This window comes from Halomonas sp. M1, from assembly GCF_029581375.1.
Lineage (GTDB): Bacteria > Pseudomonadota > Gammaproteobacteria > Pseudomonadales > Halomonadaceae > Vreelandella.
This window is the reverse complement of sequence record NZ_CP121119.1, coordinates 889,211-915,786: the sequence shown is the minus strand read 5'-3', so window position 1 is coordinate 915,786 and position 26,576 is coordinate 889,211. Positions and strand designations below refer to the sequence as shown.

Annotated in this window: 33 protein-coding genes; 18 read left to right on the top strand and 15 right to left on the bottom strand. The window is 52.4% G+C overall.

The window, feature by feature from the left end; genetic code table 11:
- Positions 1–48: 48 nt before the first annotated feature.
- From rapZ to P8S54_RS04135, 9 genes are all read right to left on the bottom strand, one after another.
- Entirely contained in the window at positions 49–966 is a 918-nt protein-coding gene (gene rapZ, locus P8S54_RS04175; protein WP_281443342.1) for an RNase adapter RapZ, read from the bottom strand.
- 77 nt (positions 967–1,043) lie between these two features.
- Complete coding sequence (gene ptsN, locus P8S54_RS04170) at positions 1,044–1,514, bottom strand: PTS IIA-like nitrogen regulatory protein PtsN (protein WP_281443341.1); 471 nt, start codon at positions 1,512–1,514, stop codon at positions 1,044–1,046.
- A gap of 4 nt (positions 1,515–1,518) precedes the next feature.
- A complete protein-coding gene (raiA, locus tag P8S54_RS04165; protein ID WP_009100000.1) occupies positions 1,519–1,827 on the bottom strand; it encodes a ribosome-associated translation inhibitor RaiA in 309 nt (102 codons plus the stop codon).
- Between the two features lie 87 nt (positions 1,828–1,914).
- Complete coding sequence (locus tag P8S54_RS04160) at positions 1,915–3,330, bottom strand: RNA polymerase factor sigma-54 (protein ID WP_281443340.1); 1,416 nt, start codon at positions 3,328–3,330, stop codon at positions 1,915–1,917.
- A gap of 105 nt (positions 3,331–3,435) precedes the next feature.
- Positions 3,436–4,203 (bottom strand): LPS export ABC transporter ATP-binding protein, encoded by a 768-nt coding sequence (lptB, locus tag P8S54_RS04155; protein WP_281443339.1) that lies wholly within the window; start codon positions 4,201–4,203, stop codon positions 3,436–3,438.
- A gap of 11 nt (positions 4,204–4,214) precedes the next feature.
- The gene (lptA, locus tag P8S54_RS04150; protein WP_281443338.1) at positions 4,215–4,706 is read right to left on the bottom strand and encodes a lipopolysaccharide transport periplasmic protein LptA; all 492 of its coding nucleotides are present in this window, start codon (positions 4,704–4,706) and stop codon (positions 4,215–4,217) included.
- Positions 4,707–4,714: 8 nt separating this feature from the next.
- The gene (lptC, locus tag P8S54_RS04145) at positions 4,715–5,287 is read right to left on the bottom strand and encodes an LPS export ABC transporter periplasmic protein LptC (protein WP_281443337.1); all 573 of its coding nucleotides are present in this window, start codon (positions 5,285–5,287) and stop codon (positions 4,715–4,717) included.
- Complete coding sequence (locus P8S54_RS04140; RefSeq protein ID WP_009100010.1) at positions 5,287–5,829, bottom strand: HAD hydrolase family protein; 543 nt, start codon at positions 5,827–5,829, stop codon at positions 5,287–5,289. The genes lptC and P8S54_RS04140 overlap by 1 nt, the downstream gene beginning before the upstream one ends.
- Positions 5,830–5,858: 29 nt before the next feature.
- A complete protein-coding gene (locus P8S54_RS04135; protein ID WP_009100012.1) occupies positions 5,859–6,845 on the bottom strand; it encodes a KpsF/GutQ family sugar-phosphate isomerase in 987 nt (328 codons plus the stop codon).
- Between the two features lie 305 nt (positions 6,846–7,150).
- Here P8S54_RS04135 and P8S54_RS04130 point away from each other — a divergent pair, with 305 nt between their 5' ends.
- From P8S54_RS04130 to hisD, 9 genes are all read left to right on the top strand, one after another.
- The gene (locus tag P8S54_RS04130; protein WP_281443336.1) at positions 7,151–7,972 is read left to right on the top strand and encodes an ATP-binding cassette domain-containing protein; all 822 of its coding nucleotides are present in this window, start codon (positions 7,151–7,153) and stop codon (positions 7,970–7,972) included.
- Positions 7,973–8,773, top strand: a complete 801-nt coding sequence (gene mlaE, locus P8S54_RS04125; protein WP_009100015.1) for a lipid asymmetry maintenance ABC transporter permease subunit MlaE — start codon at positions 7,973–7,975, stop codon at positions 8,771–8,773.
- 16 nt (positions 8,774–8,789) lie between these two features.
- Complete coding sequence (gene mlaD, locus P8S54_RS04120; protein ID WP_009100017.1) at positions 8,790–9,254, top strand: outer membrane lipid asymmetry maintenance protein MlaD; 465 nt, start codon at positions 8,790–8,792, stop codon at positions 9,252–9,254.
- 67 nt (positions 9,255–9,321) lie between these two features.
- Positions 9,322–9,981, top strand: a complete 660-nt coding sequence (locus tag P8S54_RS04115) for an ABC transporter substrate-binding protein (protein WP_281443335.1) — start codon at positions 9,322–9,324, stop codon at positions 9,979–9,981.
- Positions 9,978–10,316, top strand: coding sequence for an STAS domain-containing protein (locus P8S54_RS04110; protein WP_281443334.1), 339 nt, complete (start codon positions 9,978–9,980; stop codon positions 10,314–10,316). The genes P8S54_RS04115 and P8S54_RS04110 overlap by 4 nt, the downstream gene beginning before the upstream one ends.
- 86 nt (positions 10,317–10,402) lie before the next feature.
- Positions 10,403–10,654, top strand: coding sequence for a BolA family protein (locus P8S54_RS04105; protein WP_281443333.1), 252 nt, complete (start codon positions 10,403–10,405; stop codon positions 10,652–10,654).
- A gap of 11 nt (positions 10,655–10,665) precedes the next feature.
- A complete protein-coding gene (murA, locus tag P8S54_RS04100; protein WP_281443332.1) occupies positions 10,666–11,928 on the top strand; it encodes a UDP-N-acetylglucosamine 1-carboxyvinyltransferase in 1,263 nt (420 codons plus the stop codon).
- 28 nt (positions 11,929–11,956) lie between these two features.
- The gene (gene hisG, locus P8S54_RS04095) at positions 11,957–12,610 is read left to right on the top strand and encodes an ATP phosphoribosyltransferase (RefSeq protein ID WP_009100028.1); all 654 of its coding nucleotides are present in this window, start codon (positions 11,957–11,959) and stop codon (positions 12,608–12,610) included.
- Positions 12,611–12,623: 13 nt separating this feature from the next.
- Positions 12,624–13,940 carry a histidinol dehydrogenase gene (gene hisD, locus P8S54_RS04090; protein WP_281443331.1) on the top strand — a complete coding sequence of 439 codons (1,317 nt, stop codon included), beginning with the start codon at positions 12,624–12,626 and terminating at the stop codon, positions 13,938–13,940.
- A 23-nt stretch (positions 13,941–13,963) separates the two neighbouring features.
- Here the strand turns inward: hisD and P8S54_RS04085 are convergent, their stop codons facing one another.
- Complete coding sequence (locus P8S54_RS04085) at positions 13,964–15,208, bottom strand: Do family serine endopeptidase (RefSeq protein ID WP_281443330.1); 1,245 nt, start codon at positions 15,206–15,208, stop codon at positions 13,964–13,966.
- A gap of 138 nt (positions 15,209–15,346) precedes the next feature.
- Here P8S54_RS04085 and P8S54_RS04080 point away from each other — a divergent pair, with 138 nt between their 5' ends.
- Positions 15,347–16,108, top strand: coding sequence for a Nif3-like dinuclear metal center hexameric protein (locus P8S54_RS04080; protein WP_281443329.1), 762 nt, complete (start codon positions 15,347–15,349; stop codon positions 16,106–16,108).
- 112 nt (positions 16,109–16,220) lie between these two features.
- On the opposite strand, the gene P8S54_RS04075 is transcribed toward P8S54_RS04080, so the two are convergent.
- A complete protein-coding gene (locus P8S54_RS04075; protein ID WP_281443328.1) occupies positions 16,221–16,676 on the bottom strand; it encodes a DUF1043 family protein in 456 nt (151 codons plus the stop codon).
- A gap of 217 nt (positions 16,677–16,893) precedes the next feature.
- On the opposite strand from P8S54_RS04075, the gene zapE reads away from it, so the two are divergent.
- The 8 genes from zapE to P8S54_RS04035 all read left to right on the top strand — a co-directional run bounded on the left by zapE (position 16,894) and on the right by P8S54_RS04035 (position 23,322).
- A complete protein-coding gene (gene zapE / locus P8S54_RS04070) occupies positions 16,894–18,075 on the top strand; it encodes a cell division protein ZapE (RefSeq protein WP_281443327.1) in 1,182 nt (393 codons plus the stop codon).
- Positions 18,076–18,323: 248 nt separating this feature from the next.
- Positions 18,324–18,752, top strand: coding sequence for a 50S ribosomal protein L13 (gene rplM, locus P8S54_RS04065; protein ID WP_009100042.1), 429 nt, complete (start codon positions 18,324–18,326; stop codon positions 18,750–18,752).
- A gap of 13 nt (positions 18,753–18,765) precedes the next feature.
- On the top strand, positions 18,766–19,155 hold the full coding sequence (rpsI, locus tag P8S54_RS04060) for a 30S ribosomal protein S9 (RefSeq protein ID WP_009100044.1): 390 nt from the start codon (positions 18,766–18,768) through the stop codon (positions 19,153–19,155).
- A 208-nt stretch (positions 19,156–19,363) separates the two neighbouring features.
- Positions 19,364–19,954 carry a ubiquinol-cytochrome c reductase iron-sulfur subunit gene (petA, locus tag P8S54_RS04055; protein WP_009100046.1) on the top strand — a complete coding sequence of 197 codons (591 nt, stop codon included), beginning with the start codon at positions 19,364–19,366 and terminating at the stop codon, positions 19,952–19,954.
- Entirely contained in the window at positions 19,954–21,213 is a 1,260-nt protein-coding gene (locus P8S54_RS04050) for a cytochrome bc complex cytochrome b subunit (RefSeq protein WP_009100048.1), read from the top strand. The genes petA and P8S54_RS04050 overlap by 1 nt, the downstream gene beginning before the upstream one ends.
- Positions 21,213–21,980 carry a cytochrome c1 gene (locus P8S54_RS04045; RefSeq protein ID WP_281443326.1) on the top strand — a complete coding sequence of 256 codons (768 nt, stop codon included), beginning with the start codon at positions 21,213–21,215 and terminating at the stop codon, positions 21,978–21,980. The genes P8S54_RS04050 and P8S54_RS04045 overlap by 1 nt, the downstream gene beginning before the upstream one ends.
- Before the next feature lie 150 nt (positions 21,981–22,130).
- Positions 22,131–22,757, top strand: a complete 627-nt coding sequence (gene sspA / locus P8S54_RS04040) for a stringent starvation protein SspA (protein WP_009100052.1) — start codon at positions 22,131–22,133, stop codon at positions 22,755–22,757.
- A gap of 61 nt (positions 22,758–22,818) precedes the next feature.
- Positions 22,819–23,322: a ClpXP protease specificity-enhancing factor gene (locus tag P8S54_RS04035; RefSeq protein ID WP_009100055.1), complete on the top strand. Its 504-nt coding sequence runs from the start codon at positions 22,819–22,821 to the stop codon at positions 23,320–23,322.
- A gap of 104 nt (positions 23,323–23,426) precedes the next feature.
- On the opposite strand, the gene P8S54_RS04030 is transcribed toward P8S54_RS04035, so the two are convergent.
- The 4 genes from P8S54_RS04030 to P8S54_RS04015 are packed head-to-tail and all read right to left on the bottom strand — an operon-like array spanning position 23,427 to position 26,527.
- Entirely contained in the window at positions 23,427–23,999 is a 573-nt protein-coding gene (locus P8S54_RS04030; protein ID WP_009100057.1) for a BON domain-containing protein, read from the bottom strand.
- A 45-nt stretch (positions 24,000–24,044) separates the two neighbouring features.
- Entirely contained in the window at positions 24,045–24,638 is a 594-nt protein-coding gene (locus P8S54_RS04025; protein ID WP_009100058.1) for a phosphoheptose isomerase, read from the bottom strand.
- Between the two features lie 22 nt (positions 24,639–24,660).
- Positions 24,661–25,032 carry a YraN family protein gene (locus P8S54_RS04020; protein ID WP_009100060.1) on the bottom strand — a complete coding sequence of 124 codons (372 nt, stop codon included), beginning with the start codon at positions 25,030–25,032 and terminating at the stop codon, positions 24,661–24,663.
- Positions 25,022–26,527 carry a penicillin-binding protein activator gene (locus tag P8S54_RS04015; protein WP_281443325.1) on the bottom strand — a complete coding sequence of 502 codons (1,506 nt, stop codon included), beginning with the start codon at positions 26,525–26,527 and terminating at the stop codon, positions 25,022–25,024. Before P8S54_RS04015 ends, P8S54_RS04020 begins: the two co-directional genes overlap by 11 nt.
- Between the last annotated feature and the right edge of the window lie 49 nt (positions 26,528–26,576).

The following is a 26,576-nucleotide window of genomic DNA, read 5'->3' as shown; positions in this document are numbered from 1 at the left end:
TGCCGAGTGGTGTCGTCTTGTTGGATACGTGCATCTAAGGTGTTAAAGCTACTCAGGTTCGACTGGTTCTGAAGGTGATGGTTGCGCCGGTTGTTCACTGAGAGTGTACTGAAGTCCCAGTTCTCGATGCCTTAGCTGTACTTCCCCTATGTGTTTTACGAGCCGTTGCGCGAGTTCCTCCACCATGTAAACAGAGCGGTGCTGGCCGCCGGTACAACCGATTGCAATGGTCATATAGCTTCTCTGGCTGTTTTGGTAAGCCGGCAGCCACTTCTCTAACCAGCTGTAAATGTCGTTGCTCATCGCATCGACAATGGGGTAGCTGCTGAGAAAAGCCACAATGTTAGCGTCTCTGCCAGTGTACTGACGTAGCGTTGGGTCCCAGTAGGGGTTAGGTAAGCAGCGCACATCAAACACAATATCGGCATCTAGGGGTACGCCCCGCTTGTAGCCAAATGACTCAAAGGTGAGGGTTAGCTGGTCGCTATGCTGATGGGCGACTTGATCGGTAATACGGCGACGTAAGTCGTGCACCGAAAGCCGTGAAGTGTCGATCATGAGATCAGCAAGGTCGCGTATCTCAAGCAGCGTTTCTTCTTCTTTGTTAATGGCTTCCTCAAGCGTCATGTCGCTATCGCGAGTTAGCGGATGTCGACGACGTGTAGCGGAGTAGCGCTCTAATAAAATTCTTGCATCGGTGGTCAGGTAAATTACCTGGAAACGAATCTGCCGCTGATTGAGCTCTTCAAGTAGCGTTGGCAGGCGCTCAAGAGCTGCTGGCAGGTTACGGGCATCAATGCTTACCGCTAAATGGGTACGCCCACCCTGAACACGCAGCTCATCTACTAAAGAGCCAAGCAGCATCGCGGGTAAGTTGTCGATGGCGTAGTAGCCAAGATCTTCTAACGCTTGTAAGGCGATAGATTTACCGGACCCAGAACGGCCGCTAATGATCACCAATTGCATAGAGTTTCTCTTGGGCTGCCAAAAAATTAATGAGGCTTAAAATGAAGAAAGGTAGCGGCTAGCGTCGAGGTAGACGCTTAGTGCGCCGATTTTTCACGGATTTTTGAGGTGATAAGCTCAAGAAGTTCACGCTGGCTAGTACTTTTCCGAAGCTGTTGTCGCGTATCAGCCTCGTTCATGATGGTGGCAACTTGCCCAAGTAATGCTAAGTGCGTGTCGTCAGCTTCTTCCGGCACCAACAAGACAAACACCAGATCGACAGGGTCGCCATCAATGGCATCGAAATCGACTGGCTCGGCAAGCTTTAAAAAGCCGGCAATAGGGGCGATGCAGTGGGGGCTTCGAGCATGGGGAATGGCAACGCCATTACCTATACCAGTACTTCCCAGGCGTTCGCGACCAATTAAACGGCTAAAGACTTCCTGGCTATCCAGGCTAGGGGTGTTTTGGGCAATAAAGGTGCTGAAAAACTCCAGCACCCTTTTTTTGCTGCCCCCGGGCACGTCGTATAGCACGCGCTCCGGGGGGAGTATGGTTTCCAACGTCATTGAATTAACGCACACCAGCGCCTTGGGCGCGAGCTTGTGCTTTTTCCTTGTGTTTAACGAGTTGACGATCGATCTTATCCGCTAAAGCATCAATAGCGGCGTACATGTCATTATCTAATGCTTCGGCGTGAAGATCAGCCCCGGCTGCGTGCAGAGTGCAGGCAGCTTGCTGTCGCTCTTTCTCAACAGATAAGGTCACTTGTACTGTCGTAATGTTGTCGTAGTGGCGCTCAACGCGCGCTAGTTTTTCATTTACGTAGTCACGCAAGGCGTCAGTCAGATCTACATGATGACCAGTGATATTTACTTGCATTGACGTGCTCCTTATCCATGGGACTGTACTTCGATTGTAACCCTTTTTACGCTGTTGCAAAGCCCTATAGCGGTGTTTCCTTGTTCGCTAACGTAAACGGCGCCGTTCACTTGAAGAGGGAATGCCCATTGACTCTCGATATTTGGCGACTGTGCGCCTTGCAACACTAATTCCGCCTGCTTCCAAGAGCGTCACCAAACGGCTGTCGGAAAGCGGCTTGCCCGGTGGCTCATCTTGCACCAACTTCTTAATCCGCGCGCGGATAGCGGTGCTGGAGTGGCTGTCGCCACCATCTTGGCCGCTGACCTGGCTGGAAAAGAAATACTTGAGTTCAAATACTCCTCGGGGCGTATGAATATACTTTTGAGTGGTCACCCGGGAGATGGTGGACTCATGCATCTCCACGGCTTCGGCTATGTCCGCTAAAATTAACGGTTTCATCGACTCTTCACCATGCTCTAAAAAGCCAATCTGGCGCGCGATAATTTCTCGACCCACTCGCAGCAGCGTATCATTTCGGCTCGAAAGGCTTTTAATTAGCCAGCGGGCTTCTTGAAGGTGCTCTTTAAGGAACTGGTTATCTTGGCTTTTATCAGCACGCTTTATCAAGCTTGCGTAGTCAGGCTGAATGCGTAGCCGGGGCAACGCTTCTGGATTAAGTTCCAGGTGCCAGCCTTCATTATCGTGCCGCACGACCAAATCTGGGGTTATATAGCTATCATCGCTGTCGCCGTAGGCACTGCCGGGGCGCGGGTCAAGGCTGCGAATGAGGCGAATAACATCATCGAGTTGTTCATCATCCAGGCTCAAGCGTCGTTTAAGCAGCCGTATATCGTCTTTGCCGAGTGCCTCAAGAAATTGACGCACCAGCCGTTTGGCAGGTACTAAAAGCGGCGTCTCCTCGGGGAGCGTGGCTAGCTGAAGCATTAGGCACTCGCGTAAGTCCCGCGCGAAGACCCCGGTGGGCTCAAACTGCTGCAAGCGCAACAGGGTGTTCTCTACTTCACGCTGGCTTAGGCCGTCCAGGCCCTGAGCTTTTAAGCCTTCGCGGATGTCGTTAAGCGGCTGAGTGATGTAGCCATTGGCATCGAGGGCATCGATCAAGCTTTCGGCAATAGTGTGCTCACGTAGCGTGAAGTCGGTCATGGCAAGTTGCCAAAGCAGGTGACCGTGCAGGCTTTGTCCTGCTGCCTGGCGCTCAAAATCAGGCCCTTCGCTGCTACCGCCCGTGCTGCCCATATCTTGGTAGGTGTCGGACCAGTCACTATCCACAGAAAGCTCACTAGGGATACTTTCAGCCCATTCTGCTTCCGGCGTCTCGGTGACCGCCTGCTCGCCAAATTCATCCTCTTGTTCCAGCATTGGGTTAGCGTCGAGCGCTTGCTGAATTTCTTGCCGCAGGTCGAGTGTTGAGAGCTGGAGCAGCGCAATTGCCTGCTGCAGCTGAGGTGTCATGGTCAGCTGTGTGCCGATACGCAGTTGAAGAGAAGCTTTCATGACCATCTGAGAACCACTCGTTAATCAGAAAGCTCCACCCTAGTGCGAGTTATCCTCAGGTGCAAGTGCAATAAGCATGCCATTAAAAGTAATTAGTCGGTAGGCGCCTGTTTATAGGCGGAAATCAGCCCCGAGATAGACGTCGCGCACCTTCTGGTTATCGAGGATAGACTGTGGGTCGCCGCTAGCAATGATTTGGCCATCGCCAACGATATAGGCGATATCGCAGATATCGAGCGTGTCTCGTACGTTATGGTCGGTGATGAGGACACCGATATGTCGCTGTTTGAGCGCGCGTATAATCGTTTTGATATCACCCACTGAAATAGGGTCTACGCCTGCGAACGGTTCATCTAGCAGAATAAACACAGGCTCGGTTGCCAGTGAGCGGGCAATTTCAACGCGCCGACGCTCGCCACCGGATAGGCTCATGCCCAGGTTGTCGCGGATATGGGTAATGTGGAAGTCTTCAAGTAGCGACTCTAGACGCTGTTCACGGGCGCTACGGTCAAGCTCCTTTCGAGTTTCAAGTATTGCCATGATGTTGTCGGCGACCGAAAGCTTACGAAAAATAGAGGCTTCCTGGGGCAGGTAGCCAATGCCTGCAATAGCCCGTTCATGCATGGGTGCGCGGGTGAGGTCTAGATCATCAATACCGACGCTGCCTGCGTCAGACTTAACCAACCCAACGATCATATAAAACGAGGTGGTTTTACCCGCTCCGTTCGGGCCGAGTAGCCCCACAACGCTGCCTTGGGTAATCTCTAGGTTAATATCTTTCACCACCCGGCGACGCTTATAGCTTTTAGCCAGGTGATGAGCATAGAGCGTTTTTACCGGAGCAGTTTCGTTAGTTGCTGTGGTGCTGGGGGTTGTCACAAATGAACTCCCTATTGCGCGGGCTGTAGGGTCATGCGAATACGCTGTGATTCGCTTCCGTCGACTTCTGAGCGGGCCTGCACGACCTCTCGGTCAATGAAGTATTCCAAGCGCCCCCCCTGGAAACGATCACCTCGTTGGGTAAGCTCTGCCTGATCGATGAGCTCAACCCGGCGTTCGGCGACATGATAGATAATGCGACGTGCCCAGCCTTCCATGGGTGTTGTTTCACCGTCTAGCTGGTTCCGTAGGTAAGCGCGCTCACCCGTGGCGATTGCGCGGGCAAGTTCGCCAGCATCATTGCGCTGAATTTCGACACGCTCCCCGCGAAGCTGCATCTCACCCTGGCGAATATTAACATTGCCGCTATAGACTGCCGTGCCAGCGAGCTGATCAAGATCTAAGCGGTCTGCTTCAACTTCAACCGGCGCTTGCGTTGTTTGGGCAGCCGCTGAGAGCGGCACCGCTAGGGCTAAAAGCGCGGTGCAGATTAAAACTTTCATAGCGACTCCTAAGGCGTCTGGGGGGCGGGCGGGTGGATGCCGCGCACATTATCGGTTAAGCGAACCTGGCTAGTGTCAAGCCACACATCCATGCGTGAAGCGCTGATCCGCTGTGGCGGTTGCTGCAGAAGTACCGGCACGTCGCTCCATGCATGGCGTGTCATGCCGTTATAGTGTAATAACTCTGTATCCAACTGCCAGCCTTCATCCGGTGCCAATAGTCTGGCTGCGCCGGTTAATGTCAGCGCGTGTGTGTCCGTATTGAGCGTGCCTGCGTTGGCGGTAGCTAGCCACTCTCGCTGTTCACCATCAAATAGTGTTACTCGGGGCGAGGTGGCTTGCGTCATGGCCCGCTGGGGGGTATGAACTAAATAGGGCGTGACCAGCGACTGTTGAATAGCACCCGTTTCGCCAAACAGAGTGATTTCAGCGTTTTCTAGCACATGGCCAGGCTCATCGGCTTGAGCATCTGGGTCTGGAGCGATGTCTTGCGGGCCGCGGGGGTCTATCCATACCAGCAGGGTGCCCAGGGCAACCACAACCCCGGTTAGCCAGACGCGCTTTTTAACCCGCCGAGTCATTACGAATGCCTGTGTAGATAGGTGTCCATCACGGCATCCCAGTGGCCTTGGGACATGAGCAGCGTATCGCAGATCTCACGAACCGCGCCGTGGCCACCAAGGCGATCGGTGATCCAATCCGCGTGGGTGTGCATGTAGTCGGGTGCATTGGGAACGGTAATGCCTACTCCAGAGCGCTTGATAGGGGCCAAATCCGGTAAGTCGTCGCCGCAGTAGGCAACTTGCTCTAAAGTGATGTCAAGGCGCTTGCAAAGGTCTTTGAGTGTGGCGAGCTTGTCTTCACAGCCTTGATGGACATGGGTAATGCCCAGAGACGCGGCGCGTTGACTGACCATGGTAGAGTCTCGGCCGGTAATCAGCGCCACATGAATACCAACGCGTTTTAATAGCTTTAGGCCGTGGCCGTCCTGGGTGTGAAACGCCTTAATCTCAATGCCATCCGCTTGGAAGTAGAGCCGGCCATCTGTCAATATGCCGTCGACATCAAGAGCGAGTAGACGTACACGACGAATGCGATCAAGTAGAGCATCAGGTAGGGCCATAGAGCCTCCTTGTAAGTGTTCAATAGTTTTCAGATAACGCCGCTAATCAAAAGATCATGCATATGTAAAGCGCCGATAGGTCGCTGCTGTTCATCGACCACGGCAAGCGCAGTGATACGGCTATCTTCCATGATCCGAACAGCTTCTGCAGCAAGCACATCAGGCCCAATACGTTTCCCAGGCCGTGTCATGACATCGTCAACACACACCTCTCGCAGGTCATGAAATTGATCAAGGGTGCGGCGTAGGTCGCCATCGGTATACACGCCGGCTAAGCGTCCATCGCTATCGACGACACAGGTGAAGCCAAGGCCTTGCCGGGTGATTTCCAACAGGGCATCCCGAAGTGGGCTACCCAGCGCAACTTGGGGAAGGCGAGCACCGTCATGCATGACGTCTTTAACACGCAGTAGCAAACGTTTGCCTAAGCTGCCGCCAGGGTGAGAGAGGGCAAAGTCTTCAGCGGTGAAGCCGCGAGCTTCTAAAAGTGCGACGGCAAGTGCATCTCCTAGCGCTAGCGCTGCGGTAGTCGAACTGGTAGGCGCAAGGTCGAGCGGGCAAGCTTCTCGCTCAACACCACTGTCCAGGTGGGCATCAGCATGTTTAGCCAGCGTGGAGCCGGGGCGGCCGGTCATGCTTACCAGGGGGGTGCCGAGTCTTTTAAGTAGCGGTAAAAGAGCGGTTACTTCGGCCGTTTCGCCAGAGTTCGATAGCGCTAATACCACATCGGCACGGGTAATCATGCCAAGGTCACCGTGGCTAGCTTCCCCTGGGTGGACAAAAAAAGCAGGTGTTCCAGTACTGGCAAGGGTAGCGGCTAACTTGCCAGCAATGTGGCCAGATTTCCCCATGCCGGTGACCACTACCCGGCCTTGGCAGGCAAGAATCAATTGACAGGCATGATCGAAGCCTTCGTCAAGCTTCGCCTGCAGGCCCCCAATAGCGGCTTGCTCAATTTGCAGGGTGCGCAGCGCACTTTCACGCAGCTGGCTGGGTGTAGAGGGTGGCTGGCGCATGATGTTGATAGTCTCGTTAGCGTTCAAAAATGAATAGGTAAGAATAACATCTCGTTGCGCTTTATAGGTAAAGCGCTTCGTCGCTTAGCCGCTTAAAAAAGCGGCAGGATCCGTTGCAGTGGCCTGAGATAGTGACAACGAGAGGTGCTGTTACTGCACGCTGTTACTAAAGATAGTGTTAGGATACGATGTTCGATAATATTTAGAAAACACTGTTTCTTTAGCGATGAATTCTACACTAAGCGGTGTGCGGTGATCCTATACTAACCCGCTACGGCGAGGCGACAATGAAGGTCAATCAGCCTATGACAGATGTTCCCTTCATAGAAATTGAAGATTTGTACTTCTCTCGGGGCGATCTCGATATTTTCCGGGGGATCAACATGACGATCCTGCGGGGGAAGGTGACGGCTATCATGGGGCCAAGCGGCACAGGTAAAACAACGCTGCTTAAGCTTATTGGCGGCCAGCTGACGCCAGACCGGGGTCGAGTTTTGATTGATGGTCAGGATGTCCATCGTTTGTCACGCAAGGCCCTGTTCGCGCTGCGTAAACGGATGGGCATGCTATTTCAAAGTGGCGCGCTTTTTTCTGATCTTGATGTGTTTGAAAACGTTGCGTTTCCTCTGCGGGTTCATACGGACTTACCTGATGCGATGATTCGTGACCTTGTGTTGCTCAAGCTTCAGGCCGTTGGGCTTCGCGGTGCTCGTCAGCTAACGCCCGCAGAACTTTCGGGCGGTATGGCGCGTCGCGTGGCGCTGGCGCGGGCGGTGGCGCTAGACCCAGAGTTAATCCTCTATGACGAACCGTTTGTAGGACAAGACCCCATTTCCATGGGCGTTTTAGTGCAGCTAATCAAGCGGCTAAATCAGGCGTTAGCGCTTACGTCGGTGGTCGTTTCTCACGACATAAAAGAGACGCTGAGCATTGCCGATTACCTATACTTGATTGCCGATGGTCAGGTCGTTGCCCATGGCACCCCCAAAACGTTGGATACTAACCAGGATCCGCGAGTTAGTCAGTTTATTCACGGCGAACCCGATGGGCCTGTGCCGTTTCATTATCCCGCTGAGAGTTTCTATCGCGATATTCTTGGGCAAGCTTCGGTCACAAGGGCAGGATAAATGCAGTCAAAACTCAAGCAAGGCACCGCTCATATTGCCCGTTTAGGTCGTAAAGGGTGTGATGCTATGGAAGCGCTGGGCCGGGCAGGCGTTTTTCTAGCGCAGTCTGCTGTGGGCATCCCGTCCCGGGAGGGGTGGGGGTTATGGCTTAAGCAGGTGCATTTCGTCGGTGTTCTATCGCTTGCCATTGTGTTGGTGTCGGGCCTGTTTATCGGTATGGTGCTGGCGCTACAGGGCTATACCATCCTGGTCGATTTTGGGGCTGAGCAGGCGTTAGGGCAGATGGTGGCGCTTTCGCTATTACGTGAGTTAGCACCTGTAGTAGCTGCATTGCTATTTGCTGGGCGGGCTGGGTCTGCATTGACGGCTGAAATAGGGCTGATGAAAGCAACCGAGCAGTTGACCAGTATGGAGATGATAGGCGTCGATCCACTGCGCCGTGTAGTGGCGCCGCGACTCTGGGCGGGCTTTGTAGCGCTGCCCATTCTCACCGTTGGGTTTAGCGTGGTGGGGATTTGGGGTGGCTATCTAGTAGGGGTTGAATGGCTGGGCGTCTTTGAAGGCTCATACTGGGGCAATATGCAGGCCAGCGTGTCATTTATAAATGACATTGGTAACGGCATGATCAAAAGTATGGTTTTTGCCGTGGTCGTAACCTGGATTGCGGTGTTCCAAGGTTATGATCTTATACCTACTTCTGAAGGTATTTCCCGTGCCACTACGCGCACCGTTGTGTATTCATCGCTAGCCGTCTTGGGGCTTGATTTTGTACTAACCGCCGTCATGTTCGGCGGCCTTTAATGGGTGGAGCAGTTTCATGAAGCGCACTAAAACCATGGAGTTTGGCGTTGGCCTCTTTATGCTGGCAGGTATTTTGGGGCTTGTGTTTCTGGGCTTGCGAGTCAGCGGGCTTACGCTTTCAGCTCCTTCCGAGACATTTCGGCTTGAGGCCAACTTTTCCAACATAGGTGGCTTAAGGCCCCGTGCCCGCGTCACCATGGCGGGGGTAACCGTTGGGCGGGTTGAGGCTATTGAGCTGGATACTGAGTGGTACGATGCCCGCGTTGTGTTAAGCCTAAATAGCGATTTGGAAGGCCAGCTATCCCGGGACACTACGGCAGCCATTCTAACCGCTGGCCTGCTAGGTGAGCAGTATATAGGGCTAAGTGTTGGGGGAGATCCTGATGTTTTGCAAGACGGTGACACTATCCGCGACACCCAGTCTGCATTGGTATTAGAAGAACTAATCCAGCAATTTATATCCAATATGGTTAGCAACTAACGGCTGAAGACGACCCGTTATACACAGCCTGGACATACGACACTTAGAATGATGAGGTGAAGAGATAATGAAATATACCGATAAAGTAACTGCTCGCTGGCTGTTTGCCGTTGTAATGACGATGGTCATGTTGTTGCCAATGAGTGCCCAGGCGCAGACCCAAACGCCTGAAGCGCTTATTCGTGAAAATGTCAGCGCTTTCATGGCTGAACTTGAAGGGAGAGAAGAGTACTTCGCGAATAATCTTGATGAGTTAAAAGCCTTAGTTAACGACAGCCTTGATGAAGTGGCAGACTTTCGCTATATCGGTGCCAGCGTAATGGGAGGCTATTTCCGCAATGCGACGCCAGAACAGCGTAGTCGATTCGCTAACGTCTTTCGTCAAACGCTGATTGATACCTATACTCGCGGGTTAGTAACTTTTGATTACGATGAACTTCGTGTGCTGGATAACCAGCGTGGTCAGCGCCATGAAGACCAGGCTAGTGTCGATATGGAAGTTGTTGCTAATAATGGTCAGGTTTACCCGGTAAGCTACAGCCTGCGGCTTTCCGATGGTGAATGGCGTGTAGTGAACGTGATCGTTAATGGCATTAATCTGGGCTTAACGTTCCGTAATCAGTTTGATCAAGCCATGCGCGAAAATAATCGCGACTACGATGCGGTTATTCGCGGGTGGTCCCCTGAGATTGGGGTTGACGAGCTAGAGCAGGGGGGTGATGCGTGACGCTGCTACTGTCACAGCCCAGCGTTTCCCTTGAAGTACAGGGGCGAACGCTTAAGGTAAGTGGAGATGTAGATGTAAGCGCAGCGGCCGAGTTGGCCGCTGCGGGCGTGAAATGGCTGAAAGCCAGTGGCGTGGACGAAGCAGCTTTTGACTTTACTGCTGTTTCAATGGCCAGCAGCGTGGCTATCAGCGTTCTCTTTGAGTGGATGCGAACCTGTAGCCGTCAAAAAATTGCCATCGAATCCATTGTACTGTCGGCACCTCTGATGCGGCTCGCATCGTTAGCAGAGCTTGATGAACTGATTGCACACCCAAGTGCGGCGCTAAGCGCGTAGACCAACATCGCCAAGCGCGCTGCTTTTCTTTATCATGTTTGCCTATTTCAAACTATCCAAATGGCCCCCAAGGAGTTTCCTGTCCCATGCAACCCAATGAAGTAAAAGCACTGCTCGAATCCCGCATCGAAGGATGTGATTTTCATATCCAGGGTGAAGGCTGTAATTTTCAGGTGATTGCGGTTGGCGAAGCCTTTGAAGGTCTCTCTCCTGTTAAGCGTCAACAGCTTGTTTACGCAGCATTAAGCGATGAAATCGCTTCCGGCGCGCTTCATGCTATTAGCATCAAAACGTTTACTCCGGTGCAGTGGCAAACTGCCCCGGAGAACGCCCGATAACGGGCGCGCTCATGGATAAATTACTTATTACCGGAAACGGTTCGGTTGACGGTGAAGTGTGGGCAAGCGGTGCTAAAAACGCGGCATTACCAATTTTATGCGCTAGCTTGCTTGCTAATGGCCCCGTGGTCATTGGTAACTTGCCCCACCTTCAAGATATTACCACAACGTTAGAGTTGCTCGGGCGCATGGGCGTTGAGCCAGTAATGGGCGAGAAGCTCAGTATCCAGCTAGACGGCTCTCAAGTTACCCAGTGTCATGCGCCTTATGAGCTTGTTAAGAAAATGCGGGCGTCTATTTTGGTGCTGGGTCCATTGCTTGCGCATTTTGGCAAAGCAGATGTGTCACTGCCTGGCGGCTGTGCTATTGGTTCACGTCCGGTTGACCTGCATATCCGCGGTTTGGAAGCCATGGGCGCTGAGATTCATGTCGAAAGCGGCTACATACGTGCCACTGTAGATGGCCGTTTAAAAGGCGCCACCATTTACTTCGACACAGTAACGGTAACCGGTACTGAAAATCTATTGATGGCCGCGACCCTTGCTGAGGGTAAAACCGTTCTAGAAAATGCGGCACGCGAACCTGAGATAGTGGATCTTGCCGAATGCTTGATCAAGATGGGCGCTAACATTCGCGGCCATGGCACCGATACGATTGTCATTGAAGGTGTTGAATCGCTGCATGGCTGCGAGCATGACGTAATGCCTGACCGTATCGAAACCGGCACCTTTTTAGTCGCGGCAGCGATGACGGGTGGCCGAGTTAAAGTAAAGCGTACCCGGGCGGATATTCTGGAAGCAGTGCTCGCCAAGCTCGAAGAGGCCGGTGCTGAAATAACCACGGGCGATGACTGGATTGCCTTGGATATGCATGGCAAACGTCCTAAGCCGGTCAATATTCGGACAGCGCCTTACCCAGCGTTTCCTACCGATATGCAGGCGCAGTTTGTGGCTATGAATGCGGTGGCTGAGGGGGACTCTCGGGTAGTGGAGACTATCTTCGAAAACCGCTTTATGCACGTGCAGGAGCTGAACCGCATGGGGGCTAATATTGTGCTGGAAGGTAATGCGGCCCTTATCAAAGGCGTCGATAAACTTTCAGGTGCCCCGGTAATGGCGACGGATCTCCGCGCCTCAGCATCGCTAGTAATTGCAGCTATGATGGCGGAAGGCGAAACGCTTGTTGACCGCATCTATCATATCGATCGTGGTTACGAGTGCATTGAAGAAAAATTACAGCTGCTGGGTGCGAAAATTCGCCGCATACCCGGCTAAGCCATGCTATTAACCATTGGCCGACACAATGAGCAAGCAATTAATCTTAGCCCTTTCAAAGGGGCGTATTCTGGACGAAACGCTGCCGCTCTTAGCGGATGCGGGCATTACTCCCGCAGAAGATTTAAGTAAAAGTCGTAAACTGTTGTTCGATACCAACCTGCCTGATGTGAAGCTCGTGGTAATTCGCGCAACGGATGTACCTACCTATGTTCAGCTTGGTGCGGCCGATTTAGGGATTGCAGGTAAGGACGTGCTGTTAGAGCACGGCGCAGAAGGGCTTTATGAGCCTCTGGATCTTGAGATTGCGCGGTGTAAGTTGATGACTGCTGGCGTCACGGGTCAGCCTCCAGCCCACGCCCGCCGCCGAGTAGCCACCAAGTTTGTTAACGTGGCGCGCCGTTACTACGCGCAGCAGGGGATACAGGCAGAAGTCATCAAACTTTATGGCGCGATGGAATTAGCCCCGTTAATGAACTTGGCCGATGAAATCGTCGATATTGTCGATACGGGAAATACCCTGCGTGCTAATGGTATGGAGCCCCGTGAATTGATTGCCCATATCAGCACGCGCCTGGTTGTTAATAAAGCGTCCATGACGATGAAGCATGACCGAATTAAGCCATTGCTGGCCCGTTTGGACAGTGCGGTTAAGCAGCGCCAGACGCAGTTGACTGAATGACGCGAGGTTCTCCATGAGCGATAAGTCCATAGCCACAATAGCCCGCCTCTCAACGGCTGATACGGCGTTCCATCAGCGCCTTAATGCCCTGTTGGACTGGGAGGGCGTGTCTGATAAAGCAGTGCAGACGCGGGTTGAGGAGATATTGGCCGATGTTAAACAGCGCGGTGACGCGGCTGTAATTGAGGCAACGAACCGTTTTGATCGGATGGATGTGCAGCATATCGATCAGCTCCGGCTTTCTGCTGAACAGCTAAAAGCAGCCTTTGATGGGCTACCCGATCATCAGCGTGACGCGCTAGCTGTTGCCGCTGAGCGAATCAAGCGCTATCACGAGCGCCAAAAGCCCAGCTCATGGCAGTATGAAGAGGCCGATGGCACTGTATTGGGTCAAAAAGTAACGCCCCTTGATCGTGCGGGTATTTATGTGCCTGGCGGTAAAGCGGCTTACCCTTCCTCAGTATTAATGAATGCTATTCCCGCTCATGTGGCGGGGGTGCGTGAAATTGTTATGGTAGTGCCAACTCCTGACGGCGTGTTGAATAATCTGGTGTTGGCCGCTGCTCACTTAGCGGGTGTAGATTACGTTTTCACTATTGGCGGGGCTCAGGCGGTGGCTGCCCTCGCTTATGGTACTCAAAGTGTTCCACGGGTTGATAAGATTGTAGGCCCTGGCAATATCTATGTTGCAACGGCCAAGCGGGCAGTCTTTGGTCAAGTAGGCATTGATATGATTGCGGGGCCGTCGGAAATTATGGTGGTTTCTGATGGCAAAACCGATCCTGAGTGGCTGGCGATGGACCTTTTCTCCCAAGCGGAGCACGATGAAGATGCTCAGTCGATACTGGTGAGTTGGGATGCCGACCATCTTGATGCCGTAGAAGCCGCTATCGAACGTCTCCTGCCCACGCTTGAAAGAGAGGAGATCGTACGGGCGTCGCTAAGCCGCCGTGGCGCGTTGGTTCTTTGCCAAGACCAAGCCGAAGCAGTTGAGATGATTAACCGTATCGCGCCGGAACACCTTGAGCTGTCAGTGGCATCACCGGAAGCTTGGCTTGATGATATCCGTCATGCAGGGGCAATTTTCATGGGACGCTATACTGCAGAAGCCCTGGGCGATTACTGTGCTGGCCCTAATCACGTGTTGCCTACCTCTGGCACCGCGCGGTTTTCATCGCCACTGGGTGTTTACGATTTCCAGAAGCGCTCATCCATTATTCACTGTTCTGCCGAGGGAGCATCGGAGCTAGGTAAGGTGGCATCGGTGTTGGCAAGGGGTGAGTCACTGACCGCTCATGCGCGGTCAGCGGAGTATCGTATTCTAGAGTGATCGGCTTTAACGCCAGAGCTGGCTCAAGAGCCGCTCTGGCGCTCGCTTAGCGTTGCATTATCGGGTACCGGGCGCTCGCCTACTTCCAGTGTCATTTCCATACGCTCACCGCTGCGAACGATAGTCAGTGGTAACGAGGTTCCGGGCGGGATGGAAGCAATATCACTCATTGTTGCTCGTGCATCGAGTATCGCCTGACCATCAATCGACAGCAGTACGTCCCCAGGCTGTAAGCCGGCTTTTGCTGCCGGCCCTTCACTCACCACCCCAGCTACGATTACCCCCTGCGGCGTACGCAGGCCAAATGATGCCGCAAGCTCCCGGGAGAGTGCTTGTGCCTCAATGCCCAGCCAGCCGCGAATAACACGTCCTTGCGTTACCAGTTCATTGAGAATGCTGTGGGCTAGGTTGGCTGGGATGGCAAAGCCTATTCCCTGTGACCCACCGGAGCGTGAAAAGATAGCGGTATTAATACCTACCAAAGCGCCATCAGGGTTTACTAATGCGCCGCCAGAGTTGCCGGGGTTGATGGCTGCATCGGTTTGAATAAAATCTTCGTAGGCATTTAGTCCAAGATGGCTTCGTCCAGTGGCACTAATAATGCCCATCGTAACGGTTTGGCCGACGCCAAAGGGGTTGCCGATGGCTAGCGCGACATCACCCACGGCGACATCTTCAGAGTTGGTCAGCTCAATAACAGGCAAGTTGTCGAGGTTAATACGCAGCACCGCCAGATCGCTCTCTGGATCAGTGCCGACGACTTCAGCCAGTGTTTCGCGGCCATCGCGTAGGGCAACTTGAATTTGGTCGGCACCACTAATGACGTGGTGGTTGGTCAGTACATAGCCATCTTGACTCACGATGACGCCAGAGCCAAGACTGGACAGCATACGCTGGTGAGTCGTTGCGTCGTCTCCACTGAAAAACTGTTGAAAAAAGGGGTCCGACATTAGCGGGTGCTGGTCACGCTCCACTATACGTGATGAATAGATGTTAACGACCGCAGGGGCCGCTTGATTCACGGCGTTGGAGTAGCTGGCTGGCCCCTGGTTGCGAGTCAGTGGTTCGGCCTGCCGTATTTCTGGAGGCGGCCGATTTGCTGGCTGTTCGCTACTGGTGGAAACCAGCGAAGGCTGCGTCTCAACAGAGGCGGGCGGTGACTGCCGAAAGGGATTGGGCAGTTTTTCAGGAAAGGCAAACAGCAAAAGAGCAGCAAGTAGTAGCCCAGTTATAATTGGCCATAAGTAGGGCAGCACAAAACGGTGCATGCGTAAATTCCTCAGCGGGTGGCAGTCTTAACGGTCGCGAGGTTCGCGTAAGCGCGAAGCGAGTTTTACAATGCGCGTATGGTAACACTTTATTGCTTAGTTCCTTAGCGCACCTAATAAATCAGTCAAGGAGTCAGCGTGATCCATCGCGACCAACTAGTAGCAGCGTGCGACCATCAGTTGCGGGCTTCACAATTTAAAGATTATACCGTTAATGGTCTTCAGGTTCAGGGGCGGGAAACGATTAAACGTGTGATGTCGGGGGTTACTGCCTGCCAATCACTTTTGGATGAGGCGGTGGCTTGGCAAGCTGACTTAGTATTGGTGCACCATGGCTACTTTTGGAAGAATGAGCCAGTTGCTATTACAGGCATGAAACAGAGGCGAATTAAAACGCTGTTAGAGAATGAGATTAATCTATTAGCGTACCACCTGCCGCTTGATGCCCATGCAGAGCTTGGAAATAACGCAGAATTAGCCAGGCGCTTAGGTTGGAAAGTGGAGGGGTGCCTGGACGGTGAGCTAGGAGAGGGCTTGTTGTGGTCGGGTCGGGTGGCTGAGCCTCAATCCCTCAGCGAGTTGGCGCAGCAGATCGCTAGCGTGTTAGGCCGTACGCCGTTAGTTATTGAAGCGCCAGGAGTGGGGGGCGTGGATAAGATCGCGTGGTGTACAGGTGGCGCGCAGGACATGATTTCCGCTGCCTGCGAAGCGGGTGCGCATGTATTCATTTCAGGGGAAATATCAGAGCGCACGACTCACCTGGCTCGGGAAATGGGTATTCACTACATTGCTGCGGGGCACCATGCTACCGAACGATATGGAGTGCAAGCGCTAGGCGAGTGGTTGGCAGGTGAGTATGGTGTGGAGCATCGCTTTGTGGATATTGATAATCCGGCATAGCAAGCTGTTTTAGGGCGTTTGGTTTTGGGGGCTAACATGAAAGCGGCGGTATCAGTAAGTTGATACCGCCGTTAATTAGTGGAAGTGTTTTTTGTAAATTATGCTTCAGTGATTAGTAGCGAGGCGGCTGTGGCGGTGTAAGGTCTTGTTCGTTAGTACTCTCTTTTAGGCCAAAGTCTTCAGACAAGGTGCCACTTTTGCCATCCGCGTAGTCTCTAGGCATGTCGAGGGTTTCATCAATGCCTGAGAGGCTCTGAATTGGCGTACCTGTTGCCAAAGTTTTGGCGGCTGCTTTGTCTAACTTCCATTGAGTGGCCTCGTCTTCAAGCTGCTGTTCTAGCAGGTCGGCTTCGGCGCGAATGTTTTCAAGTCGCTTGCGAACGTCCAGGCTCAGTCCGCCCATGGCTTTTTTAAGTTCGGCTATGTGGTGTTCACGTTCTAGTAGCGTTTGCTGAAGCATTGAGGTTTGGCGTTGGCCTTTGCTAAACAGGCGATAGCACACCATGCCGATAATAAAACCGATGATGATGCCAATGATCGCAAAGGTAAATGGCGAGCTTGCTTCCACGATGTTCTCCCTGAAAGTTGAGTTGCACCACCAAAGGCATGTGCCGATGGTGCACCAACGAAACAAAGCCCATTATAGGCGTCTGCGTGGCGGTTAGGTCAATCTGCTCATGCGCTTAGCGATCGAGCAGCGTATAATTAGCCTCTTTTCGTAGGGTAGGGCATGGGCTTCGCGTGAGGTGCATGGGCTACGCTAAGCGCTGAGGGAGGCGAATCAGATGCCATCATCATCTGCACAGCAGGTATCAGGTCAGGCTCAGCGGCAAACGCCGATGGAGCGTTATCGCGCTGATTTAGTGCGTGACGACTTCCAATACGATCCAGCACAAGAGGCTGCCGTTAAGCACCTGCAAAGGCTTTACGATGAGCTGGTAGCGGCACCCGCCGCCGCACCCAAAGCGATGGTGGCCAATAAAGGCTTTAAGGCCAAAATGGCTGGGTTGATGGGTAAGAAAAGCTCACCTAGCGAGCCGGTATTGCCGGCGGTGCGGGGGATCTATTTTTGGGGGGGAGTAGGGCGTGGAAAAACCTATTTAGTTGATACGTTTTATGAAGCGCTGCCTTTCCCCGATAAAATGCGCACTCACTTTCACCGTTTTATGCAACGGGTGCACAACGAGCTCACCCATTATAAAGGGGAAAAAAATCCACTAACGCTAATAGCAGGTAAATTTGCTACCGAGGCTCGGGTTATATGCTTTGATGAGTTTTTCGTCAAAGATATTACCGACGCCATGATTTTGGCCACTTTGCTTGAAGCGTTGTTTGAGCGCGGCGTTGTGCTGGTTGCCACTTCTAATATCGTACCGGACGAGCTCTATAAAGATGGCTTGCAACGCGCGCGTTTTATCCCGGCCATTGAGCTTGTGAACCGGCACTGCGATGTCGTCAATGTGGATTCGGGGGTGGATTATCGTTTGCGAGCACTTGAGCGTGCTGAGATTTTTCATGCGCCCCTTGACGCTGCGGCGGAGCAGGAGCTATCGCGCAGCTTTCGTGAGATTTCAGGGCATGTTGGTGAAGAGGGCGCGCCATTAGAAGTCAATCACCGTGTTCTGAAAACGCGCCGATTGCATGATGATGTGGCATGGTTTGAATTCGCTGAGCTTTGCGACGGCCCGCGCAGTCAAAACGACTATATTGAGCTGGCTCGTGAGTTTCATACGGTTTTAGTGTCCAACGTGATTCAGATGAATGCCAAAACCGATGATCAGGCGCGCCGCTTCATTAATATGGTTGATGAGTTTTACGACCGAGGCGTCAAGCTTTTGATGTCGGCGGAAGTACCTGTGGAACTGTTATATACTGATGGCAAATTAACCTTTGAATTTCAGCGTACGCTTTCACGCCTTCAGGAAATGCAGTCCCACGAATATCTTGCCTTGGCTCACAAGCCCTAAAAGATTAATGGTGTCGGGGTGTGTCGATATTGGTTTAAGCACTGCCTAGTGATGCAGGGCGTCGTTACTGAGTAACGAGAAAAGTCCGATAAAAGTAGCGGTGGTACTTAACTTGGCGGAAGCCATGTTGTAGAATGCCGCCTCGCTACATGTTGCCAGCGTTAGTTGGCAACCAAAAAAAATAGGGATGGTGCACCACCGCCTAGCGGTGTTTGTCACCCAACACACTTAATCTGGTGATTTCATCCATGAAGACGTTCAGTGCTAAGCCGCAGTCCGTCCAGCGCGACTGGTATGTTGTCGACGCTACGGACAAAACGCTCGGTCGTCTGGCAACCGAGATTGCTCGCCGCTTGCGTGGTAAGCATAAGCCCGAATTTACCCCTCACGTTGATACTGGCGACTATATCGTTGTTATCAATGCCGAGAAAGTCCAAGTGACCGGCAACAAGGCGAAGGCTAAAACCTACTACCGCCACACTGGTTACCCGGGCGGTCTGCGTTCCATGACGTTTGACAAAATGCTTGATCATGCGCCTGAGCGTATCATTGAGTTTGCTGTTAAAGGCATGTTACCGAAAGGCCCGTTAGGTCGTGCCACGTACTCTAAGTTAAAAGTGTACGCCGGTCCCGAGCATCCGCATGCTGCCCAACAGCCGCTTGAACTGAACATCTGAGGAAATCTTCGCCATGACACAGCAGTATTACGGTACCGGGCGCCGCAAGACTTCCACCGCTCGCGTGTTTATGAAGCCGGGCTCTGGCAAAATTACTGTCAACAGCCAGGATCTCGATCTATATTTTGGTCGCGTTACAGGTCGCATGGTTGTTCGCCAGCCGCTTGAGCTGACCGAGACACTCAACCAGTTTGACATTGTTGTCACGGTTGCAGGTGGCGGTAACTCCTCGCAAGCGGGTGCTATCCGTCACGGTATTACCCGTGCACTGATGAACTACAATGAAGACCTGCGTCCTTCGTTGCGTGCCGCTGGCTACGTAACCCGTGACGCGCGTCAAGTTGAGCGTAAGAAAGTCGGCCTGCGTAAAGCACGTCGTCGTCCGCAGTTCTCTAAGCGTTAATTTCACGCTATGCGGCAAAAACGCCCAGGTCGTCGACCTGGGCGTTTTTTATTGAAAAAACATAATATTAGAAAGCTCCTACCACCATGGTCACGGGTGGTTGTTCTTGTGTCTAGCGCTTTGTTTTTTTAACATAGAGCGTATTTGATATTCGTCGTCGCAAGACGCCTTTGCGACGGAACGGGTAAGCTGATGGGAGAAACCAGAAATGGCAGATAACGGCGTAAACAAAGGTCGGCGCCGTTTCCTCGTGGGTGCCACCTCCGTTGTTGGGGCGGTGGGCGCTGTCGGGGTTGCGGTACCCTTTGTGGCTTCATGGCAGCCTAGTGCCAGAGCGTTGGCGGCCGGTGCGCCGGTTCGAGCTAATTTTTCTAAGCTCGAACCGGGGCAGCGTGTCACCATCGAATGGCGTGGGCGTCCGGTGTGGATCATTAATCGAACGCCTGAAATGAATGAGCGTACAGAAAGCTTGGATCCAGGTCGTCTTGCCGACCCAGATTCCAGTGAGCAGCAACAGCCTAGTTATATTACGGGTCCGCTGCGCTCTATACGTCCTGAGGTGGGGGTAATGGTAGGTGTCTGTACTCACCTAGGCTGTTCTCCACTATATCGTCCGGAGCCTGAGGCAGCGGTAACGGATAACTGGCCGGGTGGTTTCTTCTGTCCATGCCATGGATCCTATTTTGATCTGGCTGGTCGTGTATTCCGTAACGTACCTGCGCCTACCAACCTTGAGGTGCCGCCCTATCGTTTTGAGGGCGAGGACATCATAGTGGGTGAAGATGAGGAGGCTGCCTAATGGGTAATCCAAATAAAGCCAAAGCTGAAAGTGGCATCATGCGTTGGATTGATGACCGCTTCCCAGCGACTCAGATGATGCAGGAGCACTTGACGCAGTATTACGCCCCGAAGAACTTCAACTTCTTCTATATTTTTGGCGTATTAGCGCTTTTGGTCTTGGTGAATCAGATATTGACGGGCGTATGGCTTACCATGAGCTACAACCCGTCTGCCGAGGGCGCCTTCAGCTCTGTTGAATACATCATGCGCGATGTGGAGTATGGCTGGCTCATCCGCTACATGCACTCAACCGGTGCCTCTGCCTTCTTTGTCGTCATTTATCTGCATATGTTCCGTGCTTTACTGTACGGATCCTACAAAGCACCACGTGAATTGGTGTGGATCTTTGGTATGGCCATCTATCTTCTGCTCATGGCAGAAGCGTTTATGGGCTACCTGCTGCCGTGGGGTCAGATGTCTTACTGGGGTGCACAGGTTATTATTTCCCTGTTTGCCACTATCCCTGGTATCGGCCCTGAGCTTGCCCAGTGGATTCGCGGTGACTTCCTGATCTCGGGTATTACGCTTAACCGCTTCTTTGCGCTGCACGTAGTCGCATTGCCCATTGTTATTCTGGCGCTGGTTGTGCTGCACATCATTGCGTTGCACGAAGTGGGCTCGAACAATCCTGATGGCGTTGATATAAAAGCCAAAAAAGATGAGTCGGGTAAACCGCTGGATGGTATTCCTTTCCACCCCTACTATACGGTGAAGGATCTTGTCGGCATTGCGGTGTTCTTGTTTGTGTTTGCTGTGGTGTTGTTCTACTTCCCTGAGGGGGGGGGTTACTTCCTAGAGCGGCCTAACTTTGAGCCTGCCAACCCGATGGTAACACCTGACCACATTGCACCTGTATGGTACTTCACGCCGTTCTACGCCATCTTGCGTGCTATTACCTTTGACTTCCTGGGTCTGCGTGCCGAGTTCTTAGGTGTATTAGCAATGGGTGGTGCGATTGCTATTCTGTTTGTGCTGCCTTGGCTTGATCGAAGCCCGGTTAGGTCTATGCGTTATAAGGGCTGGTTATCACGTATCGCCATTACCGTTTTTGCCATCAGCTTCGTGATTTTAGGGGTCCTAGGCGCGATTCCTGCAACGCCGATGCGTACCTTGGTTGCACAGATCTGTACGGTGCTCTACTTCGCCTTCTTCATTCTGATGCCGATTTACACCAGCATGGAGAAAACTAAACCCGTTCCAGAAAGGGTGACTGGCTAATGAAAAAGCAACTATTCGTACTGCTCTTCGCGTTGTTGCCTTTTACGGCCATGGCAGCGCCGCTTCCGGAGCAGCCCTTCTCTATGACGCCTGATCTGCATGATAAAGAGTCGCTCCAGCGTGGGATGCAGATGTATGTGAACTACTGCATGGGCTGTCACTCGCTTGAGCATCAGCGTTTCTCTCGTGCGGCTGCAGATCTTGATATGCCTCAAGAGCTGGTAGAAGAAAATTTGATTTTCTCCAGCGGTTTGGCTTTCAATGATCAAATGCATATCGCTATGCAGTCGGGTGAATCCGAGGGCTGGTTTGGCGTTGCGCCGCCAGACCTTACGCTGTTTAACCGTCTGCGGGGTTCAGACTATATCTACTCCTATTTGCTGACCTTCTATCGTGATCCTGGTCAGCCGCTGGGTGTTAATAATATGGTGCTTGAAGCGTCAGCGATGCCTAACGTGCTGGAGCCGCTGCAGGGCGTGCAGGAGATGGTTTGCTCTGAAACGGATCAGCCCGTACGCGGTCAGTCGCCAGATCCTTTGTCAGGTAAATATCAGTCCTGTGATGTGCTGCAGGTGACTCAGCCAGGCTCCATGGAACCTGCTGAGTTTGAGGAAGCGGTTTACGATCTAACCAACTTCCTTGCCTATGTGGGTGAGCCTTCTAAGCTGAAAGCTCAGGCGCTGGCACCTAAAGTCCTTATCTTTATCTTTATCTTTGGTGTGATTGCTTACCTGCTCAAGCGTGAGTATTGGCGAGATGTCCACTAATCAGTAGCGTTAAGATAGGCAGGCAGGCGCACGGCAAAAGCCGTGCGCCTTTTGTTTGTCTGTTCAATCGTTATACGCAGCAGGCTATCTTCCCCTAAGGTAGGGCTGGCGTGTTATTATTCTAGATTGTTTTGATGCGAGGATGCTTTCATGGGTGTTGTGGCCAAGCGGTCGTCAATGATCTTTTACTCAGGTAGTGATGATCATTTCAGTCATCGTGTACGCATTGTTCTGGCTGAAAAGGGGGTAGCTGTCGATATCGTTGAAGTTATTGATGGGCAGTCACCCGAAGAGTTAGCAGACCTCAACCCGTACAACAGTGTGCCTACACTGTTAGATCGTGACTTGGTGCTGTACGAATCTAAAGTCATGATGGAGTACTTGGATGAGCGCTTTCCACATCCTCCTCTGCTGCCTGTCTATCCGGTGGCACGTGCTCAAAGTCGCCTCTGGATGCATCGTATTGAGCGTGAGTGGTGCCCGATGCTGGAGCAGATTCGTAGCGGTGGGAAAAAAGAGGCTGACAAAGCACGTAAAGAACTCCGCGAAAGCCTGATTGGTATATCGCCGATTTTTGAAGATATGCCCTTCTTTATGAGCGAAGAGTTTACCTTGGTAGACTGCTGCCTTGCGCCCATTTTGTGGCGTTTGCCAGAGCTGAATATTGAGCTACCTGAAAAGCAGGTGAAGCCACTTTTAAGCTATATGTCGCGAGTGTTTGAGCGTGAAGCGTTTAAGGCCTCTTTAAATGAGCGTGAAAAAGAGATGCGCGCTTGAATTCATATAACCCCTCCGCTTAGCTAGTGGTGGGGGCTACTTGTTAGGAGGTGGGAGTCTTATGAAATCGAGCCGTCCCTATCTCGCCCGTGCCCTTTATGAGTGGCTGCTGGATAATGAGCTGACGCCTTATTTTGTTGTTGATGCAACACAGCCGGGAGTCGAAGTTCCGCGGCAGTTTGTGCAAAATGGCCAAATAGTACTCAATGCAGCGCCAACGGCGGTGCGTGACCTATTTATGGAAAACCAAGCGATTGGTTTTAACGCGCGTTTTGGCGGTCAGCCTATGCAGGTAATGATTCCTACACCTGCGCTAATTGCCATTTATGCACGTGAAAATGGCGCAGGCATGGTGTTTGGACATGAGCCTGAGTTAGGCTCATCGGAATTCGATGATATCGATCTTGAGAATGCCGAACTTGATGGCGGAGCGTCGGGCGAGAGCGCTAAAACTACTAAGCCTGAGCTCACTGTCACCGAATCTTTTTCTGATAAAGAGGACGGCAAGTCGGCTTCAAAGAAAGAGAAGCCCAAGAAAAAGCCTACTCTGCGAGTGGTTAAGTAGCGCCCTGACTTAGCTGGCTGTTTGCAAAGGGTGGTTATGGCTAATAAAAAAGCCTCACACGGGTTAACCGTGTGAGGCTTTTTTGGCAATGCCGATAGCCTGTATCAATCAATATAATCGAATACTTTGACGATTCGCTGAATTCCGCCCACCGAGGAGGCTGCATTTACAATACGGTCAGCTTCTTCACGAGACACCATACCCATTAAGTAAACGCTGGCGTTTTCTGTGGTCACTTTCAATTTAGAAGAGTCGATGCGATCGTTAGTTGCTAGATGGCTAATAACATTCGTTGTTAACCAAGTATCAGTTAAGCGCTGACTGGCGGGAAGGCGTGCCGCAATGGCAAGCTCGTTGTGAACCTCGTTGACGCCCCTAAGTGAGCTGACAACGTTACCTGCCTTTGAGCGAAGTTCCTCGCTAGGTACTTGGCCAACCAGCAGTAAAGAGCCGTTATAGCTGTGCGCGCGAATACGAGCGTCGCCAAGCCGGGCGTCAGCGCGCGCAAGCGCACGTTCGGCTTCGCGCTCAATGGTCGCGTCTACCGCTTCAACATCATTGCTGCGTTGGCCGTAGTTGGCAGGGTTTGACGCCGCGTTGTTGGCGCAGCCGCTGAGTACTACAGCGCTGCACAGGGCAGCCAAAATAAGTTTTCGAGAAGAGAAACCCAGGGCCATGGCGGTGATTCCTATAAAAAGAGGTAAGTAGGCATGTGTAGCTGCTTAGGCAGCGCCACCAAACAACTGTTCATCAATTAAATCACATAAACAGTGAATGACGAGCAAATGGACTTCTTGGATGCGGGCCGTGGAGGTGGCGGGAACGCGGATTTCACAATCATCTTGACCTAAAAGTGATGCCATATTGCCACCGTCGCGTCCGGTAAGTGCTACAACGGTCATGTCTCGGTCGTGGGCAGCCTGAATTGCCTGTACCACATTGGCTGAGTTGCCGCTGGTTGAGATGGCTAGCAGCACATCACCAGGCTGGCCAAGGGCTCTGATCTGTTTTGAAAATACCTCGTTATAGCTGTAATCGTTAGCAATAGAGGTAAGTGTTGAGGTGTCTGTCGTTAGGGCTAGGGCCGGAAGGCTAGGGCGCTCACGTTCGAAGCGGTTAAGTAGTTCGGAGGAGAAGTGCTGGCTATCTCCCGCACTCCCGCCATTGCCGCATGCAAGGATTTTTCCTTCGTTGACCAAGCACTGCACCATCATTTGACTGGCGACCTCGATGAAAGGCGGCAGCACTTCACTGGCGTAAGTCTTAGTATCAATGCTGGCATTGAAATGGTCGAGTATGCGTGATTGAAAGTCCATTAGGGCTTCCTAGTTAAAAGAGTCAGTAAGCGTCGAAGGCTGCTTTTTCCCAGTGAAACTCAAGAGAGGGTGGCGTGCCAACAATCGCTAGAATATCAAAGCGGCAAGGGCTGGAAACAGCGTATCGAGCAATATATAAACTGGCTGCGCGGATCAGTCGCTGCCGCTTTTGTGCATTAACTGTTTCTAAGGGGTGGCCGTAGCGGGTTGTGGTTCGGTGTTTAACTTCAACGAAGACTAGAGTGTCTTGATCCATCATCACCAGATCCAGTTCGCCACCCTTAACATGATGGTTACTGGCAACCAGTATTAAGCCATGTTGTTGCAGCCATTGAGCAGCAAGTTGCTCAATGGCTGCGCCGCGGAATCGGGCTGTGCGAGCGTTATTCGTCATTTCCTATCAGGCCAGGAATCAAAATCGGCGAAGGAGTGCCGTTCTGGAACTTCGCCCAGGGTAGTTCGCGGTATATGCGGCCATCATCGGCGAGGCGGAGCGTGCCAGTGCTTCCACTCAGCCCCTCAAGGGATGAAAGATCCGATAAGCGTGTGGCAAGTTCAAGGGCATCAACGCCCATCGCCATTAGGCGAAACGAAGAAGCATCGGTTTCATCGCGAAGACGCTGATAGGTGCTGTAGAAGGGTAAGACTTCCTCGCCGCCAACGGCTGCGTCAGGAATTTGCCAAGGAATATCCATAAACATCACATCGTTAAGGTCTTGATCCAGGCGTATTTGCCGACGTCCTTCATGCAGGTGCGATGTTGCATAAATGGGTAGGTTTGGCGCGTAGTAATAATCCATCGTGGGAGGTACTTGCCGTGCGTAATCAGGTAGTGCTAATAAAAACAGTGCATCAATGTTGCCAAGGCGTGCGCGCTCACCACTCACATTAAGTGCGGTTTGGACAGCGTTAGAAACAGAGCTGCTGGGGTTGTAACGTACTGCGTTAGTGACTTCGCCCCCTTGGCGGTGGTATTCGTTCCAAAAGGCTTCCCCTACACGTCGACCCCAGTCGTTGTCTGGCACCATAACGGACATTTGGCGGTGGCCGTCTTGATAGGCACGTCGAGCGGCTTGGCGTGCTTCATCTTCAGCGGATAAACCGTATTGGAGCAGGCGGCTGGCACGGTTACGATCGCTATTGCCATAGTTCAGCGCTAGGGTGGGCATTGGTACGCTGTCGCGCTGCTCAAGCTGGGTAACCTGGTCTTTGTCGAGCGGGCCAATAACCAGTTGTGCATTCATCTGCGCGGCACGGCTGTAAATCTCATCCAGCGAGTATTGGGAGGTATCTAGAAAGCTAAGCTGTACGCCGTTACCACGAATCTCGTTATGGTTACGCATAGCGGTGGCGATCGTGGAGGCAACGCTGCTTAGTGGGCCAGATTCCGGCAGCGCGACGAGAATACGCTGAATGTTGGCACCTTCAAGTTCGGGTATTAAAACAGTCGAAACGCCCGGTTGATCAAGTGCTTCTCGTGCCCATTGCTGGCGTTCAGCCAGTGTTTCTTGCTGATTGGCCTGCATCGGCAGCTCATCATCAAGCACCTGCGTTGCACGTAGCACTGCGCGAGGGTTGTCTAAGCCGCGGGCAAGTTCAGAGTAAAGCATTGCCCAGCGAACTCTATCTGTATCAGAAAGCAGGCTTTCATCAATTGAATCTGCCGCCTCAAACGCGTTTTCGCGTTGTCCCTGCTGGGCAAGTATGTTTGCTGCTTCTAAGCGTGTTTGTGCCGCTTGTTCAGGAGCTTGCTGTTCAGCTTGGCTAAGTAAGCGGTTAGCATCCTGGTCGGGTACTCGATCTACCACGCTGGGCGGCTGCATGGCACACCCTGTGATGAGAAGTGCCATGAAGGCAGTGGCGAGTAAGCCACGTAATGACTGTTTCATGTATCCTTCCTTAGTTTCCATTTGCGCTGTCGCCGCTCAGCAAGCAGGT

Coding starts and splice junctions, on each gene's coding strand:
- rapZ (WP_281443342.1), bottom strand. CDS start 966: ATGCAATTGGTGATCATTAGCGGCCGTTCTGGGTCCGGTAAATCTATC.
- ptsN (WP_281443341.1), bottom strand. CDS start 1,514: ATGACGTTGGAAACCATACTCCCCCCGGAGCGCGTGCTATACGACGTG.
- raiA (WP_009100000.1), bottom strand. CDS start 1,827: ATGCAAGTAAATATCACTGGTCATCATGTAGATCTGACTGACGCCTTG.
- P8S54_RS04160 (WP_281443340.1), bottom strand. CDS start 3,330: ATGGTCATGAAAGCTTCTCTTCAACTGCGTATCGGCACACAGCTGACC.
- lptA (WP_281443338.1), bottom strand. CDS start 4,706: ATGAAAGTTTTAATCTGCACCGCGCTTTTAGCCCTAGCGGTGCCGCTC.
- lptC (WP_281443337.1), bottom strand. CDS start 5,287: ATGACTCGGCGGGTTAAAAAGCGCGTCTGGCTAACCGGGGTTGTGGTT.
- P8S54_RS04140 (WP_009100010.1), bottom strand. CDS start 5,829: ATGGCCCTACCTGATGCTCTACTTGATCGCATTCGTCGTGTACGTCTA.
- P8S54_RS04135 (WP_009100012.1), bottom strand. CDS start 6,845: ATGCGCCAGCCACCCTCTACACCCAGCCAGCTGCGTGAAAGTGCGCTG.
- P8S54_RS04130 (WP_281443336.1), top strand. CDS start 7,151: ATGACAGATGTTCCCTTCATAGAAATTGAAGATTTGTACTTCTCTCGG.
- mlaE (WP_009100015.1), top strand. CDS start 7,973: ATGCAGTCAAAACTCAAGCAAGGCACCGCTCATATTGCCCGTTTAGGT.
- mlaD (WP_009100017.1), top strand. CDS start 8,790: ATGAAGCGCACTAAAACCATGGAGTTTGGCGTTGGCCTCTTTATGCTG.
- P8S54_RS04115 (WP_281443335.1), top strand. CDS start 9,322: ATGAAATATACCGATAAAGTAACTGCTCGCTGGCTGTTTGCCGTTGTA.
- P8S54_RS04105 (WP_281443333.1), top strand. CDS start 10,403: ATGCAACCCAATGAAGTAAAAGCACTGCTCGAATCCCGCATCGAAGGA.
- murA (WP_281443332.1), top strand. CDS start 10,666: ATGGATAAATTACTTATTACCGGAAACGGTTCGGTTGACGGTGAAGTG.
- hisG (WP_009100028.1), top strand. CDS start 11,957: ATGAGCAAGCAATTAATCTTAGCCCTTTCAAAGGGGCGTATTCTGGAC.
- hisD (WP_281443331.1), top strand. CDS start 12,624: ATGAGCGATAAGTCCATAGCCACAATAGCCCGCCTCTCAACGGCTGAT.
- P8S54_RS04085 (WP_281443330.1), bottom strand. CDS start 15,208: ATGCACCGTTTTGTGCTGCCCTACTTATGGCCAATTATAACTGGGCTA.
- zapE (WP_281443327.1), top strand. CDS start 16,894: ATGCCATCATCATCTGCACAGCAGGTATCAGGTCAGGCTCAGCGGCAA.
- rplM (WP_009100042.1), top strand. CDS start 18,324: ATGAAGACGTTCAGTGCTAAGCCGCAGTCCGTCCAGCGCGACTGGTAT.
- rpsI (WP_009100044.1), top strand. CDS start 18,766: ATGACACAGCAGTATTACGGTACCGGGCGCCGCAAGACTTCCACCGCT.
- petA (WP_009100046.1), top strand. CDS start 19,364: ATGGCAGATAACGGCGTAAACAAAGGTCGGCGCCGTTTCCTCGTGGGT.
- P8S54_RS04050 (WP_009100048.1), top strand. CDS start 19,954: ATGGGTAATCCAAATAAAGCCAAAGCTGAAAGTGGCATCATGCGTTGG.
- P8S54_RS04045 (WP_281443326.1), top strand. CDS start 21,213: ATGAAAAAGCAACTATTCGTACTGCTCTTCGCGTTGTTGCCTTTTACG.
- sspA (WP_009100052.1), top strand. CDS start 22,131: ATGGGTGTTGTGGCCAAGCGGTCGTCAATGATCTTTTACTCAGGTAGT.
- P8S54_RS04035 (WP_009100055.1), top strand. CDS start 22,819: ATGAAATCGAGCCGTCCCTATCTCGCCCGTGCCCTTTATGAGTGGCTG.
- P8S54_RS04030 (WP_009100057.1), bottom strand. CDS start 23,999: ATGGCCCTGGGTTTCTCTTCTCGAAAACTTATTTTGGCTGCCCTGTGC.
- P8S54_RS04025 (WP_009100058.1), bottom strand. CDS start 24,638: ATGGACTTTCAATCACGCATACTCGACCATTTCAATGCCAGCATTGAT.
- P8S54_RS04020 (WP_009100060.1), bottom strand. CDS start 25,032: ATGACGAATAACGCTCGCACAGCCCGATTCCGCGGCGCAGCCATTGAG.
- P8S54_RS04015 (WP_281443325.1), bottom strand. CDS start 26,527: ATGAAACAGTCATTACGTGGCTTACTCGCCACTGCCTTCATGGCACTT.